13 protein-coding genes are annotated in these 15,698 nt (G+C 58.9%); 5 read left to right on the forward strand and 8 right to left on the reverse strand.

Annotated features, from left to right (window positions below; genetic code table 11):
* Window positions 1-183, forward strand: a 183-nt coding sequence (locus ACFOZ5_RS13705; protein WP_379888228.1) for a hypothetical protein, incomplete at its 5' end; no start/stop codon positions are given.
* A gap of 17 nt (window positions 184-200) precedes the next feature.
* Here the strand turns inward: ACFOZ5_RS13705 and pssA are convergent.
* The 4 genes from pssA to ACFOZ5_RS13725 all read right to left on the reverse strand — a co-directional run bounded on the left by pssA (window position 201) and on the right by ACFOZ5_RS13725 (window position 4,435).
* A complete protein-coding gene (gene pssA, locus ACFOZ5_RS13710) occupies window positions 201-1,010 on the reverse strand; it encodes a CDP-diacylglycerol--serine O-phosphatidyltransferase (RefSeq protein ID WP_379888230.1) in 810 nt (269 codons plus the stop codon).
* Between the two features lie 134 nt (window positions 1,011-1,144).
* Window positions 1,145-2,161 (reverse strand): ketol-acid reductoisomerase, encoded by a 1,017-nt coding sequence (gene ilvC, locus ACFOZ5_RS13715; protein WP_379888232.1) that lies wholly within the window; start codon window positions 2,159-2,161, stop codon window positions 1,145-1,147.
* 61 nt (window positions 2,162-2,222) lie between these two features.
* Window positions 2,223-2,714 carry an acetolactate synthase small subunit gene (gene ilvN / locus ACFOZ5_RS13720; protein WP_379888234.1) on the reverse strand — a complete coding sequence of 164 codons (492 nt, stop codon included), beginning with the start codon at window positions 2,712-2,714 and terminating at the stop codon, window positions 2,223-2,225.
* A gap of 2 nt (window positions 2,715-2,716) precedes the next feature.
* A complete protein-coding gene (locus ACFOZ5_RS13725; RefSeq protein WP_379888236.1) occupies window positions 2,717-4,435 on the reverse strand; it encodes an acetolactate synthase 3 large subunit in 1,719 nt (572 codons plus the stop codon).
* A 603-nt stretch (window positions 4,436-5,038) separates the two neighbouring features.
* Here ACFOZ5_RS13725 and ACFOZ5_RS13730 point away from each other — a divergent pair.
* The gene (locus ACFOZ5_RS13730; protein ID WP_379888238.1) at window positions 5,039-5,497 is read left to right on the forward strand and encodes a DUF4124 domain-containing protein; all 459 of its coding nucleotides are present in this window, start codon (window positions 5,039-5,041) and stop codon (window positions 5,495-5,497) included.
* 74 nt (window positions 5,498-5,571) lie between these two features.
* On the opposite strand, the gene clpB is transcribed toward ACFOZ5_RS13730, so the two are convergent.
* The 3 genes from clpB to rluD form a co-directional block, all read right to left on the reverse strand.
* Window positions 5,572-8,148 (reverse strand): ATP-dependent chaperone ClpB, encoded by a 2,577-nt coding sequence (clpB, locus tag ACFOZ5_RS13735; protein ID WP_379888240.1) that lies wholly within the window; start codon window positions 8,146-8,148, stop codon window positions 5,572-5,574.
* A gap of 169 nt (window positions 8,149-8,317) precedes the next feature.
* Window positions 8,318-9,061: a peptidoglycan editing factor PgeF gene (pgeF, locus tag ACFOZ5_RS13740; RefSeq protein WP_379888243.1), complete on the reverse strand. Its 744-nt coding sequence runs from the start codon at window positions 9,059-9,061 to the stop codon at window positions 8,318-8,320.
* Window positions 9,051-10,028 carry a 23S rRNA pseudouridine(1911/1915/1917) synthase RluD gene (gene rluD, locus ACFOZ5_RS13745; RefSeq protein ID WP_379888245.1) on the reverse strand — a complete coding sequence of 326 codons (978 nt, stop codon included), beginning with the start codon at window positions 10,026-10,028 and terminating at the stop codon, window positions 9,051-9,053. The genes pgeF and rluD overlap by 11 nt, the downstream gene beginning before the upstream one ends.
* Window positions 10,029-10,212: 184 nt before the next feature.
* On the opposite strand from rluD, the gene ACFOZ5_RS13750 reads away from it, so the two are divergent.
* Window positions 10,213-11,043 (forward strand): outer membrane protein assembly factor BamD, encoded by an 831-nt coding sequence (locus ACFOZ5_RS13750; protein ID WP_379888247.1) that lies wholly within the window; start codon window positions 10,213-10,215, stop codon window positions 11,041-11,043.
* A 46-nt stretch (window positions 11,044-11,089) separates the two neighbouring features.
* Here ACFOZ5_RS13750 and ACFOZ5_RS13755 read toward each other — a convergent pair whose 3' ends face one another.
* Complete coding sequence (locus ACFOZ5_RS13755; protein WP_379888249.1) at window positions 11,090-12,754, reverse strand: NAD+ synthase; 1,665 nt, start codon at window positions 12,752-12,754, stop codon at window positions 11,090-11,092.
* Between the two features lie 121 nt (window positions 12,755-12,875).
* Between ACFOZ5_RS13755 and ACFOZ5_RS13760 the strand changes: the two genes are divergently transcribed.
* Both ACFOZ5_RS13760 and ACFOZ5_RS13765 read left to right on the forward strand, forming a co-directional pair.
* Window positions 12,876-14,522 carry a sensor histidine kinase gene (locus ACFOZ5_RS13760; protein ID WP_379888251.1) on the forward strand — a complete coding sequence of 549 codons (1,647 nt, stop codon included), beginning with the start codon at window positions 12,876-12,878 and terminating at the stop codon, window positions 14,520-14,522.
* 22 nt (window positions 14,523-14,544) lie between these two features.
* The coding region (locus tag ACFOZ5_RS13765) for a sigma-54-dependent transcriptional regulator (protein WP_379888253.1) at window positions 14,545-15,698 on the forward strand (1,154 nt) is incomplete at its 3' end.

Raw genomic sequence — 15,698 nt, forward strand, 5'->3', positions numbered from 1 at the left:
CTCAACCCTAACAACCGCTTACTTCGTCATCCCGGGTCGCCGTTGCCGGCGTTCCCTGTCGAAGTGGGGCGCATTCTACAGCGCTGGCGTTTTCTGTCAACGACCAATATGAACTTTTTTATAAAAGCTTCGGGTTCCCACTATGCTCCCGGACACTTATCGAACAACCTGCTGCATTCATGAACAACTTCACGGTCCTGTCAGCTACCCGCTGCCTGCTTGCGCCCCTGACGGAACAGTGAACGAACCGGGCCGGACAGCGCGTAAACCAGGAATGCGGTAAACAGCACCGGGCCCGGGTCCAGGGCAATAACCACAAACACCAGCACCACCAGCAAAATAGCGGCAAATGGCACCCTGCCCTTCATATCCAGGTCCTTGAAGCTGTTGTACAGAATATTCGAGACCATAAGGACGCCGGAGCCGGCGACTATAATAATGGTAAGGGCGGTCAGCCAGCTTGACGGATCATACTCGTGGAAGCACCAGACAAGTCCTGCCACAACGGCAGCGGCTGACGGGCTCGGCAAGCCAACAAAGTACTTCTTGTCCACGGACCCGATCTGCGTATTGAACCGTGCCAATCGCAGGGCAGAGCCGGCAACATAGATAAACGTAATGGCCCAGCCGGCCTGCCCCAGACTGTTCAGGGACCAGAAAAAGGCCACAAGCCCCGGCGCTACACCGAAGGCCACCATGTCGGCAAGGCTGTCGTACTCCTCACCGAACTTGCTCTGGGTGTTGGTCATGCGCGCAACACGGCCGTCGAGGCCATCGAGCACCATGGACACGAAGATGGCAATGGCAGCATTGGCGAACATTCCGTTCGCGGCCGAGACAATGGCGTAAAAGCCAGAGAACAGCGAGGCGGTCGTCAGCAGGTTGGGCAGCAGGTAGACGCCACGACGACGGACACGATTACCCCCCACTACCTCTTCTTCTTCCACTTCACCCGGCCGAAGCTCGTTCTCGCTTTCCGGGGCTTTGGCATTTTTCTCTGCGTCGCTCATGAATCCAATTCCGTCATGGGTGAATTATTCAGTATAACCCTCTGTGGCAAGCGGGGAAAAATAGTGATGAACCCGAAATAAAAAACGCGGCCCTCGGGCCGCGCTTTCAAGGTAAGAGTTGGTTCCGACGGGAATCAGTTCTTGTCCTTGTCTACAATCTTGTTGGCAGAGATCCACGGCATCATGGACCGCAGTTTCTCGCCAACGACTTCAATGGGATGCTCGGCGTTCTGGCGGCGGCGGGCCGTCATGGACGGGTAGTTCAGCGCGCCTTCAGAAATGAACATCTTCGCGTATTCACCGCTCTGAATGCGCTTCAGGGCATTACGCATGGCTTCACGGGACTGATCGTTGATCACTTCCGGGCCGGTCACGTACTCGCCATACTCCGCGTTATTGGAGATGGAGTAGTTCATGTTGGCGATGCCGCCTTCGTACATCAGGTCAACAATCAGCTTCAGCTCGTGCAGACACTCGAAGTAGGCCATTTCAGGCTCATAACCGGCTTCAGTCAGGGTTTCGAACGCCGCCTTGACCAGCTCTACGGTACCGCCACACAGAACAGCCTGCTCGCCGAACAGGTCGGTTTCAGTTTCATCCTTGAAGGTGGTTTCGATGATGCCGGTACGGCCACCGCCAATGCCGCTGGCGTATGACAGGGACAGGTTCTTGGCGTTGCCGGACGCGTCCTGGAAGATGGCGATCAGATCAGGAATACCGCCGCCACGCTCGAATTCGGTGCGCACAGTGTGGCCCGGCGCCTTGGGGGCGACCATGATCACGTCGAGGTCCTTGCGGGGAACGATCTGGTTGTAGTGGATAGCAAAACCGTGGGCAAACGCCAGGGTGGCACCTTCCTTCAGGTTGGGCTCGATCTGGCTCTGATACAGCTCCGCCTGATACTCATCCGGGGTCAGGACCATAACCACGTCCGCTGCCGCCACGGCGGTCGGCACGTCAGCGGTCTTCAGCCCATAGGCTTCGGCCTTGGGAATGGAAGACGAACCAGGACGCAGACCCACCGTTACGTCGACACCGGATTCCTTCAGGTTGCACGCATGGGCGTGCCCCTGGGAACCAAAACCGAGAATGGCAACTTTCTTGCCCTGGATGATGGAAAGATCGCAATCCTTATCGTAATAAACCTGCATATTAACCTCTGTCTTATGTTGACCCCGTTCCCGGGGCCTTCAGTGAAAAATCCGGAATCTCTCAGAGACTGAGAACCTTTTCGCCACGCGCAATGCCAGACACACCTGAACGCACCACTTCCAGAACGCCTGTGGTGCCCACCGCCTGGATAAAGGCGTCCAGCTTATCGCTGTTGCCCGCCAGCTGGACCGTGTACACGGTGCTGGTGACATCCACGATCTGCCCGCGAAAAATATCAACGGTTCGTTTGATCTCGGCCCTTTGCGCTCCATTGGCCTTGAGCTTGACCAGCATCAGCTCACGCTCGATATGGGCGCCCTCGGTCAGATCCACCAGCTTGACCACCTCGATGAGCTTGTTGAGCTGCTTGGTGATCTGCTCGATGACCTTGTCGGAACCGGTTGTTGTCACCGTCAGACGGGACAGTGTCTCGTCTTCTGTCGGTGCCACGGTGAGCGTCTCGATGTTGTAGTTACGCTGGGAGAACAGCCCGACTACCCGGGACAGTGCGCCCGGCTCGTTTTCCAGCAACACAGAAATGATTCGACGCATGATCACACCCTCTCCGTCTTGCTGAGCCACATATCTTTCATGGCGCCACGGGCCACCTGCATGGGATAGACGTGCTCGAAACGGTCAACCTGGATATCCACGAATACCAGCCGATCTTTCATGGCCAGCGCCTCCTTCAGCTTCGACTCCAGATCTTCCTTCCTGTCGATCCGCATGCCGACGTGGCCATAGGCCTCTGCCAGTTTGATGAAGTCCGGCAGTGACCCCATGTAGGACTCGGCATGACGAGATTCATAGTTCATGTCCTGCCACTGCTTGACCATGCCCAGCGCCTGGTTGTTCAGGTTGATGATTTTCACCGGCAGGTTGTACTGCGTGCAGGTGGACAGCTCCTGGATGTTCATCTGGATACTGCCCTCGCCGGTAATGCACAGCACTTCGTCGTCCGGATAGTTGAGCTTGACGCCCATGGCTGCCGGCAAACCGAAGCCCATGGTGCCCAGACCCCCGGAGTTGATCCATCGGTTGGGCTTGTCGAACTTGTAGTACTGGGCCGCGAACATCTGATGCTGACCGACGTCGGTGGTCACGTAAGCCTCACCGTTAGTCAGCCTGTGCAGCATTTCAATGACTTCCTGGGGCTTGATCACGTCATCGCTGGTTTCATAGCGCATGCCGTGGAAAGCCCGCCAGTCATCAATCTGTTTCCACCAGGCCGACAGGGCGCCGTCATCCGGCTTTTGCTCTGACTCCCTGACCATGCCGATCATTTCCCGCAGCACCGAGTCCACCGGACCAACGATCGGGACATCCGCCTCCACTGTCTTGGATATGGACGCGGGATCAATGTCGATATGGATAATGCGGGCACCGGGACAGAACTTTTCGGTGGCATTGGTGACACGATCGTCGAAACGGGCACCAATCGCCAGAATCAGATCCGAGTGGTGCATAGCCATGTTGGATTCATAGGTGCCATGCATACCCAGCCAACCCAGGCTCTGCTTGTCCGATGCCGGGTAACCACCAATGCCCATCAGGGTGTTGGTGATCGGAAAGCCCAGCATGCGGGTCAGCTCCGTCAGCTGCTCGGTCGCCTTGCCAAGGATGACCCCGCCACCAGCGTAGATGATCGGCCGTTTGGCTGACAGCAACATGTCCACTGCCTTGCGGATCTGGCCGGTATGACCACGAACCGCGGGATTATAGGACCGCAGCTTGACCTTCTTCGGGAAGACATACTCGTAGCGCTCATTGGGGGTGGTCATATCCTTGGGGATATCCACCACAACCGGCCCCGGGCGACCGGAGGAGGCAATATAGTAGGCCTTGCGGATGATTTCCGGGATTTCTTCCGGATGACGCACGGAAAGGTTGTGCTTCACGACCGGGCGGGATACGCCAATCATGTCAGTTTCCTGAAAGGCATCCTCGCCGATCAGGGTAGATGCCACCTGACCGCACAACACCACCATGGGGATGGAATCCATGAAGGCGGTGGCAATACCGGTAATGGTGTTGGTGGCTCCAGGACCCGAGGTCACCAGTACGGTACCTGGTTTCCCGCTGGCACGGGCGTAGCCGTCGGCCATGTGGACCGCCGCCTGCTCGTGGCGCACCAGGATATGCTTGACTTTGTCCTGCCTGAACAGCGCATCATAAATATGAAGCGCTGCACCACCGGGGTAGCCATAAACGTACTCTATACCCTCATCCTGCAAGGAGCGGATGAGCATATCGGCACCAGACAATAACTCCACGTGATGTACCCTCTATAAACGAGTGAATGTTACGGGAATCGTCCCGAATTGCCTGGATGCCCTGTGCCTCGACCTCTTTTGGAGGCCGGCATGGGCGTTCCTCCACACCGTTTCTGACAGAGGTTGTCTCCTGGACAGCCCGGCTCCTGAGGGTCCCGGAACCGGGCCAGTCAACGGGTTGCCATCCTGCTGGGCATTTTGCCGACAGCAAAAAGCAACCGTCTGTACCCCGGGGGTACAGAAAGCACAGTGTGGTATATAACGGGGGTTACTGCTCGGGATTGCCTGCCGTATTGACCCCTGCTTTCAGGCAATCTGTAATTTTGACAGCGGGAAAGATTCTGTCAATAGAAACCGGGTTCCAGTCACCATTATCAAACGCATTCCGGTGAATCCAGCCCTGATAATGACGAAACTGAGCTGTGTCGACGGCCGCTGCAGTATGTGCATGCTGCTTCCTGGTTCACAGATTTAGGCGCGACACAGGAAAACCTCGACCAGCCATGGCATGATTATCGTGAAATGGTCAGCAGTGGCAGGTCCCGCCTCAGTTGACGGGAGCCCCAACTGCCCACTAGTCAATCTTTGAAGGATTTTGCGGTTATGATCCAACGCCTGATATTACTGGCCCTGATTGCCCTGACGCTCCCCGCCCTCGCTTCGGCTGAGTCGGTCTATCGTTGGACGGACGAAAACGGCGTGGTGCACTTTGGCGACCGGGAACCAATGGGCCGCTCGTCGGAACGGGTCAGCGTGAAAACCGGCAAGCCCAGTGGCGACGGCGAACGCCAATCAGCCCAGGAGCAGATCGAGGCCCTGGAGCAAAACCAGGCCGAGCAGAAGCGCCGGGAGAATGAAACAGCCGTGGAGGAAGCCCGTCGCAAGCAGCGGGAAGCCAGGTGCCAGACGGCCCAGGCCAATCTTGAGGCAATCAACAGCAATGCCCGCATCCGGGTTACGGAAGATGGCGAGCAGCGCTACCTGAGCCCTGAGGAAATCGCCGAGAAAAAACAGGAGTTCGAACAGATTGTCGAAGAGAGCTGTGGCGAGCCTGCCTCCTGAGAAGCACAACCGGCTCAGCACCAAACGAAAAACGGGAACCCGCGGGTTCCCGTTTTTTTGGCCAAAGCCCGCGGTCAGGCCTTGTTGAACACCAGTTGGTGATCTTCTACGGTTGCCCTGATAAGGTCGCCGGAGACAAACTCCCCCTTCAGCAACTGTTGTGACAGTGGATTTTCGATCATCCGCTGTATAGCCCGCTTGAGTGGCCGCGCCCCGTAGACCGGGTCGTAGCCCACTTCCGCCAGCAAATCCAGGGCAGCATCATCCAGCTCCAGGCGCATATCCTGATCCCTCAGACGTTTGCTGAGAGACTCGATCTGAATACTGGCGATACCCCGGATCTGGCCTTCCGCCAGCGGATGGAATACCACCACCTCGTCAACCCGGTTGATAAACTCCGGGCGGAAGTGAGTGCCCACGACTTCCATGACGGCATTCTTCATGGATTCGTAGTTCTCCTCCCCGGCCTTCTGCTGGATGATGTCTGACCCCAGGTTGGAGGTCATGACAATGACGGTATTGCGGAAGTCCACAGTGCGCCCCTGACCGTCCGTCAGGCGCCCGTCTTCCAGCACCTGCAGGAGGATATTGAAGACATCCGGGTGGGCCTTTTCAACTTCGTCCAACAACAGCACAGAGTATGGCCGACGACGTACCGCCTCGGTGAGGTAGCCCCCCTCCTCGTAACCGACATAGCCTGGAGGTGCGCCAATCAGGCGGGCCACAGAGTGTTTCTCCATGAACTCCGACATATCGATGCGGACCATCGCCTCCTCGGTATCGAACAGGAAAGCCGCCAGGGACTTACACAACTCCGTCTTACCCACCCCGGTGGGCCCAAGAAACAGGAAGGAACCATTGGGCCGGTGAGGATCGGACAAACCGGCGCGGGAGCGGCGCACGGCATTGGCGACGGCCTCGACAGCCTCGTCCTGGCCGATTACCCGATGGTGCAGCGCCTCTTCCATGCGCATCAGCTTGTCGCGCTCCCCTTCCAGCATCTTGGATACCGGAATGCCGGTCCACTTGGAGACCACCTCGGCAATTTCCTCATCGGTGACGCGGTTACGGAGGAGCTTCATCTCCATCATTTCAGCCTGGCTGGCCATATCCAGCTGGCGTTCCAGCTCCGGGATGGTGCCGTACTGAAGTTCGGACATCTTGCCCAGATCTCCAGCGCGGCGGGCGTTTTCCAGATCAATCCGGGCCTGCTCGAGCTGACTCTTGATTTTCTGGGAGCCATGCAGCGCCGCTTTTTCGGTGTTCCACACCTCTTCGAGATCGGCATACTCCCGCTCGACGCCGGTAATCACGTCGGACAGCTCTGACAAACGCTTCTTCGAAGCCGCGTCGCTTTCCTTCTTCAGGGCTTCCCGCTCGATCTTCAGCTGGATCAGCCGGCGCTCAAGGCGATCCAGGGGCTCGGGCTTGGAGTCCATTTCCATACGGATCTGGCTGGCCGCCTCGTCCACCAGGTCGATGGCCTTGTCGGGCAACTGTCGATCGGCAATGTAGCGATGGGATAACTTGGCAGCGGCAATAATGGCACCGTCCGTTACCTCGACACCATGGTGCACTTCGTAACGCTCTTTCAGGCCACGCAGAATGGCAATGGTGTCTTCCTCGGAGGGCTCGCTGACCAGCACCTTCTGGAAGCGGCGCTCCAGCGCAGCGTCCTTTTCAATGTTTTCACGGTATTCGTCCAGGGTGGTGGCGCCCACACAATGCAATTCGCCACGAGCCAGGGCCGGCTTGAGCATGTTGCCGGCGTCCATGGAGCCTTCCGCCTTGCCAGCGCCTACCATGGTATGGATTTCATCAATGAACAGGATGATCTGCCCTTCCTGCTTGGAAAGCTCGTTCAGCAACGCCTTCAGGCGCTCCTCGAATTCACCCCGGAACTTGGCCCCGGCAATCAGCGCCCCCATGTCCAGGGAGAGTACTTTCTTGTCCTTGAGACCGTCGGGCACCTCGCCGTTAACGATTCGCTGGGCCAGGCCTTCCACGATGGCGGTCTTGCCGACACCCGGCTCACCGATCAATACCGGGTTGTTCTTGCGGCGGCGCTGCAGGACCTGAATAGTGCGGCGGATCTCGTCGTCGCGACCTATCACCGGGTCCAGCTTGCCGGCCTCGGCACGCTCCGTGAGGTCAATGGTGTACTTGGACAATGCCTGACGATTTTCCTCGGCACCGGCATCATCGACCTTTTCACCGCCCCGGATATCGTCAATGGCTTTCTCCAGGCCTTCCTTTGTCACCCCCTGCTCTTTCAGCACACGCCCGAGGGTTCCGCGATTCTCCAGAGCGGCCAGCAGCATCAGCTCGCTGGAAATGAACTGATCGCCGCGTTTCTGCGCCAGCTTGTCCGCCACATTGAACAGCCGCCCCATGTCATTGGACATGGACACGTCGCCGGCTGATCCCTTCACTTCCGGCAGGTTCTCGATTTCCCAGGCGATCGCCTGTCGCACACGGTTGGGTTCTGCCCCGGCCTGTTTCAGCAGGGGTTTGATGGAACTGTCATCCTGATCCAGCAGCGCATGCATCAGGTGTATCGGCTCGATAAAGTTATGGTCCTTGCCTACTGCCAATGACTGGGCATCTGCAAGGGCGGTCTGTAACCGGCTGGTGAGTTTGTCGATTCTCATGATCTGCTGTCCCCAGGTTGTCTCTCTATGCGTTTGACCGACTTCCGGGCGGCAAACGACATACGATTGCTATGACATTTAATGTAGGGGCAAGTGAAGGGACTTCAAGGTGAACACCGGAAGAAGTGTCAGAAAATTGACAGGCGTCAGTTTGCAGGGCCGGTGAGAGTCAGGGCTCCAGCCAGATACAAGAGGCCATGCGCCCGGTCTGACCATCCCGGCGGTAGGAGAAAAAGTGCTCCGGTTCGCTGACGGTACAGCTCCCGCCTCCATAAATCGACGCAACGCCCGCCTGTTGCAGGCGGAAACGGGCAAGGGCGTAAATATCCGCCAGAAAATGGCCTGGACGTTCCGGCGACAGGGCAAAACAGCTATCCAGCTTTCGACTGAACGCCAGGAATCGCTCACGGACTTCCGGGCCCACTTCGAAACGATCCGGACCGATAGCCGGCCCCATCCAGGCGAGTACCTGCGATAGGTCCTCGAAATGGGCCAGTGTGTTTTCCAGCACGCCATCCGCCAGCCCGCGCCAGCCCGCGTGGGCCGCTGCGACTTTCGTGCCCTCACGATTGCACAGCAACACCGGAAGGCAATCCGCCGTCAGAATGGCACACACCACACCCTTTCGGTCAGTAACAGCGCCATCCGCGATACGTTCCGAAGCCGGCAACACTGCCACATCAGCGCCATGGACCTGCTGCAGCCAGTGGAAATCTTCCGGTTCCAGATGGGCCCAGTGGGCCAGCCGGCGCCGGTTCTCCAGCACGTCCCCATGATTATCGCCAACGTGGTCCCCCAGATTGAGACTGTCCCACGGTGGCGAACTGACGCCCCCTGCACGGGTCGTGCAAAGAGCGCGGACCCGAAACGGCGCTGACCATTCGGGGTGAATCACCGGCAACTCAGAACTCATGACTCTCCAGCTCCCTTACGTGCTGGCGCAAGGCTTCCAGCAGGTGTTCGAAATCCTCCGGCAGCGGCGTTTCCCAGCTGAGGATCTCGCCGGTTTCCGGATGCTCCAGGGTCAGCTTACGGGCATGGAGCGCCTGACGATGGAACCCGGCCAATGCCTCCCTGAGCGCCTCCGTGGTGCCCTTGGGCAGCCTCAATCGGCCGCCGTAGAGCGGATCACCGACCAGAGGATGACGCACATGGGCCATGTGCACACGGATCTGGTGGGTGCGACCACTCTCCAGCTTGCAACGGATGTGGGTGTGGGCGGCGAACCGCTCGATCAGGCGGTAATGGGTGACCGCCGGCTTGCCGGAGGGCACTACGGCCATTTTCTTGCGCTCCCGCGGGTGGCGGCCAATGGGGGCGTCCACAGTCGCCCCTCCGGTAAGCTCCCCCACCACCACGGCTTCATACTCCCGCCCCATGGTGCGCTCCTGCAGCTGTTCCACCAGGGAAGTATGGGCAACAAGACTGCGCGCGACCACCATAATGCCGGAGGTATCCTTGTCCAAGCGGTGAACAATGCCGGCCCGGGGCAGGTTTTCCACTTCCGGTGCGTAATTCAGCAACGCGTTGACCAGCGTGCCATCAGCATGTCCCGCAGCCGGGTGGACCACCAGGCCAGCCGGCTTGTTGATTACCAACAGGTGATCGTCCTCGTAAACCACATCCAGCTCTATGGACTGGGCCTGCCAGGTCACCTGGGCTTCCGGCTCGGCATCCAGCTCGATACGGTCCCCGAGCATCACCTTGTCCCGGGGCTTGCACCGGCGACCGTTGAGTATCAGCTGGCCATCCTTTATCCAGCTCTGAAGACGTGAGCGGGAATGTTCTGGCATTAACTCCGATACCGCCTGATCAAGACGCCGGTCAGACAGTTCGTGGGGCACCTCAAACGAGGCGCGAATTCGGGAATGTTCAGTCATACTGGCCCCGGGCCGTGAAGGGGACAGATCCGGCGTTATAGCCAGAACCTGTGAAGGACTTTTCAGTCGCCCCTGGTGAATGTCCATTAACCCACTGCACAACAGCGGACAAGGCCGTTACAATGGCCGATTCCGAATGGGCTACAAACCCACCGGCATTTACGTCATTATACGGGATTCAGGCATGAGATCAGGTTTTCGTTGTGTATTAGTGGCCGCCACCTTCCTTCTGGGCGCCTGCGCCTCCACTCAGGAAGAAGCGGATGTACTCCCGGAGGAGGCCTACTACGAGGAAGCCCGCAAGGCCATGAACTCCGGCAACTTCAACCGGGCCGAAACCAACCTGGATCAGCTGGAGACTTATTATCCCTTTGGCCGCTACGCCGAACAGGCCCAGCTTGACCTGATCTACGCCCGTTACCAGAACCTTGACCTGGAAGGCGCCCGCAGCGCAGCCGACCGCTTCCTTCGCCTGAACCCGCAGAGTGAATACGCTGACTACGCGCTGTATATGCGTGGCCTGGCCTCCTACAACCTTGATGTGGGCTTGGCGACCCGATATCTCGGCGTTGACCCTACAGACCGGGACCCGGGCGAGCAAAGGAGGGCCTTCCAGGATTTCTCGGAACTGCTGAACCGCTACCCGGACAGTGACTATGCCCCTGACGCACGCCAGCGCATGATCGCAATCCGCAACCGCCTGGCGGAACTGGAACTCCACGCGGCCCGCTACTATATCCGTCGCCAGGCCTACCTTGCGGCCAACAACCGGGCCCGCTATGTGGTGGAGAACTATCCTGAATCGCCCTCCACGGAGGAGGCCCTGATCCTGATGGCAGAAACCTATCAGGCCCTGAAACTTGACGACGCCGCCAGCGATGCCATTCGTCTGTTGGCCGTCAACTATCCGGAGAGCGAGGCATTCGGCCGCAACATGACGTTCCAGGGCCGGGACCTGACCCCGGAGAATCGCTCGCTTCTGAACGTGGTGACCTTCGGCCTGCTGGGTAATTGAGCCTGTTCGGGGCTGATCAACACCTCAGCCCCGACAACCGTTCCCCTCAGTAGCCGGGTTTCCAGCCATTGGTAATGGGATAGCGGCGATCCTTGCCGAACCCCCTTTCGGAAATCCTTACCCCGATCGGCGACTGCCGGCGCTTGTATTCGTTGAGGTCCACCAATCGGACGGCACGGTCCACATCGGCACGCTCGAAGCCTTCGGCCACAATCGCCTCAGCGCTGAAATCCCGCTCGACATACAGGTTAAGGATCTGGTCCAGGACATCGTAGCCCGGCAGGCTGTCCTCGTCCTTCTGGTCCGGTGCCAGTTCGGCCGATGGCGGTCGTGTAATCACCCGCTCTGGTATGACGGGGCTGAGGGTGTTGCGATACCGCGCCAGCCGGAAAACCATAGTCTTGGGCACATCCTTGAGCGCATCAAAACCACCGGCCATGTCACCGTAGAGTGTGGAATAACCAACCGCCAGCTCACTCTTGTTGCCCGTGGTGAGCACCAGCGAGCCAAACTTGTTGGACAGGGACATCAGTAGTACACCGCGCAACCGTGCCTGCAGGTTTTCCTCGGTGGTATCGGGAGAGGTTCCCTGGAAGGGGTTCGCCAGTGCCGACATGAAGGTGTCATACATGGGTTCGATGGAGAACACATCGTAGCGAACTCCGAGGGCTTTCGCCTGGGCTTCGGCGTCCTCCAGGCTCATGGAGGAGGTGTAGCGAAACGGCATCATCACCGCATGGACCCGATCCGCACCCAAGGCATCCACGGCCACCGCCAGGGTTACCGCCGAGTCAATGCCCCCGGACAGGCCCATCACCACCGAGCGGAAACCATTCTTGTTGACGTAGTCCCGTACCCCCAGAATCAGGGCCTTGTAGACGTTCTCCTCCAGTGAAGGCTGCGGCAATGGCGGTTGGGATACAGGCTGGCAATGGTAATCATAGAGGAACTCCACCGGATACAGCCCTTCTCCGAACTGCGGGGCTTCCATTGCGAGCTCGCCAGAATGGTCGTAGACCATAGATCCACCATCAAAAACCAGCTCATCCTGGCCGCCAACCAGGTTCGCGTACACTATGCTGATAGCATTGTCCCTGGACTTGCCCTCCAGCAAGGCCTTACGGCGTGCCTGCTTGCCACTGTCATAAGGTGAAGCATTAAGGTTGATCAGCAACCGGGCGCCAGCCGCCGCCGAGCGCTCTACCGGGCCGTCGCTCCAGAGGTCCTCGCAAACCGTCAGCCCGACTGGCACGCCACGCAGGTCCACAACACAGGTTTCGGTGCCCCCGGCAAAATAGCGTTTTTCGTCAAATACCTGATAGTTTGGGGGAAACTGCTTGAAATAGGTGGCCACCGTTTCGCCACCATCAATAACCAGTGCCGCGTTGTAAAGCAGCCCACCACGTCGTATGGGCGCCCCGATAACGCAGGCCGGCGACAGGTTCGCCTGGCACAGAGCGTCCAGTGCCTGATTAATCCTCAGGTCAAGGCTTGGGCGCAGCAGCAGGTCTTCTGGCGGGTACCCGGTGAGGCAGAGTTCCGGAAACACAACCAGATCTGCGTTATGCTCCTGCCCAGCCCTGCGAACGGCATCAATCACCAGCCGGGTATTGCCAGGAATATCACCAACCAGAAAGTCCATCTGGGCCATGACAACCGTGAATTTCCGGGTGGCCTGACCCGATCCATCTGCAGCCGGCTGCTGAGACATGCTCCGCTCCTGTAACCTGTTGCCGTGAAAAGGCTATTATAGCGGTGTGCAGGACGGATTTCTGCCGCGTTGACACAGGGAAAGTCACCAAACCCACGACAACGACGCAAGAGACCTCCGATTGAATGACGTAACACCGGAAAACACAGACCAGGCCGCAAATACACGCCAACCAGCCGCCCCGGCGCAGAGCCACCGGCTCTTCCGCGTGTACAACGTGTACCGGATCGTTATCAGCCTGGTGCTGACCGGCCTGCTATTTGTGGATCCGGTGCAGCTTGATCAGCCCATGCGCCTGCCAATGCAATACCAGTCCGGCGTGCTCGCCTACCTGGCCCTCAATGTCATTATTGGCCTTTTGCTGATGCAGGGGCTCCGTCCTGGTCAGCGCCACATTACGTTCTCGGTACTGGTCGATATTCTGGCCATTCACTTTTTCCTGGTAACCAGCTCCGGCATCACCAATGGCCTGGCGAACCTGATCATCATTTCCGTGGCCGCCGGTAACATACTGACTCCGAGCCGCATGGGCATCTTCTACGCGGCCCTGGCTGCAATATGCTCCCTGGCTGTTGCCAGTTGGGGTGTCATGGCCCTGAACGATAACGTGGATAACATCGTCCGCGCCGGCTCCCTGGGGATACTGTATTTCGGCGCAGCACTGATACTGCAGTCCGTCACCCGCCGCATGCAGCGTAGCGAGGAGTTGGCGGACTATCGTGCCCGCAGCATTGTCGAACTGGAAAAGATCAACGAACAGATCATCCAGCGCATGCGCACCGGCATTGTGGTCACCGATCAGGACGGTCGCATACGTCTGGCTAATGGGGCCGCAGAAGAGCTGCTTTTCGGACTGACCGGAAACGAGGGCCACCACAGCCGGGTTCTCCCCATTGCTTTGCTTGAGGGGCTCACGGCCTGGAAGGAAAATCCGCGCAAACGACCGGAGCCCTGCCAGATCCAGTCCGCCTCACCGATGATCCAGGCTAGCTTCACCCGGCTCGATGAAGAGAACAGTGACCTGATTCTGGTGTTCATTGAAGACCTCAGCAAGGTGACACAACAGGCCCAGCAAATGAAGCTGGCATCCCTCGGCCGGTTGACGGCGAGCATTGCCCACGAGGTCCGCAACCCCCTTGGCGCCATCAGCCATGCGGCCCAGCTCATGCAGGAGTCCGGAGATATCGGGGAGCCTGACCAGCGTATGCTGGACATCATCCAGCGTCACTCCAGAAGAGTGAACGGTATTATCGACAACGTACTGGACCTGTCCCGAAGGCGCCAGGCTAACGCCGAACTCGTCGACCTGCCGCAATGGCTGGAGGACTTTACCCAGGACTACCAGCAGGCCAGGGGCTGCCAGGATGGGGAACCAGTCAGCATCGAACTGGAGACGGTGCCAACGGTGCCCTCAGCCCGGTTCGACAGGAGCCAGATTGAGCAGGTACTCACCAATCTCTGCGACAACGGCCTTCGCTACAGCCAGGAGCAGACCGGCTCGCCAAGACTGACCCTGCGGGTCGGCGCCACGGCGGATGGTGAGCGGGCCTATATTGATATTCAGGATTATGGACCCGGTATTTCCGAGGAGTACCGAACCTCGATATTCGAACCCTTTTTCACCACAGACAAAAGCGGCACGGGCCTGGGTCTGTACCTGGCCCGGGAATTGTGTGAAACCAACCAGGCGCACCTGGCACTGCTGAAGCAGGACAGACCGGGCTGCTGCTTCCGTATCACCTTCGCGCCATCCGGCCGCCTGATTTGATGACGTTCAAGGACACCCACTCATGACCACCCATACTGCGCTGATTGTGGACGACGAACCGGATATCCGGGAACTGCTGGAGATCACTCTGGTCCGCATGGGCATTGCCACCCGCTCCGCCCCGGACCTGGCAACCGCCCGGGAACTGCTGGAGGCCGAACCGGCCCATCTGTGCCTGACAGACATGAACCTGCCGGACGGCAACGGTATCGAGCTGGTGGCATGGATACAGGAGCACAGCCCCGAGACCCCGGTCGCCGTGATCACCGCCTACGGCAACATGGATACGGCTATCGAGGCCCTCAAGGCCGGCGCCTTCGACTTTGTGTCGAAACCGGTGGAGCTGCCACGGTTGCGGGACCTGGTACAGACCGCACTGAAACTGTCTGAACCGGAACAACAGGAGACCCAGCAGGCTGACGAACCCGGACTACTGCTGGGAGAGTCCCGGGAGATCCGGCGCCTGCGCAGCCAGACCCGGAAACTGGCGAGGAGCCAGGCGCCAGTGTTCATCAGCGGTGAGTCGGGCAGTGGCAAGGAGCTGGTGGCACGCATGATTCATATGCAGGGTCCCCGAAGCGACGCGCCCTTTGTGGCGGTGAACTGCGGTGCCATTCCGTCGGAACTGATGGAAAGCGAATTTTTCGGCCACCGCAAGGGCAGCTTTACCGGCGCCAACGAGAACAAGGATGGCCTGTTCCGCAGCGCAAATGGGGGCACCCTGTTTCTGGATGAGGTGGCAGACCTGCCCCTGGCCATGCAGGTGAAACTGCTGCGTGCAATCCAGGAAAAAGCCGTACGCCCAGTGGGCGAGTCAAGGGAAGTGGCCGTGGATATCCGCATCCTCAGCGCCACCCACAAAAACCTGCCGGAACTGGTCAAGGACGGCAGCTTTCGCCAGGACCTGTTCTACCGTATCAACGTGATTGAACTGGCTGTACCGCCGCTGCGGGACCGGCCGGATGATATTCCGCTACTGTCCACTCACATCCTCGAACGCATCGCCCGGGAATATGAGTGCCCGCCGGCCCGGCTGAGCAAGGGCGCCCTGACCTATCTGGCGGACTATGCTTTCCCCGGCAACGTCCGCGAGCTGGAAAACATCCTGGAGCGGGCCTTTACCCTGTGCGATTCGGAAGTGATCGATACAGATGATCTGCATATTGGTACGCCCCC

Origin of the sequence: Marinobacter lacisalsi, from assembly GCF_042651045.1 — a bacterium.
GTDB lineage: Bacteria > Pseudomonadota > Gammaproteobacteria > Pseudomonadales > Oleiphilaceae > Marinobacter > Marinobacter lacisalsi.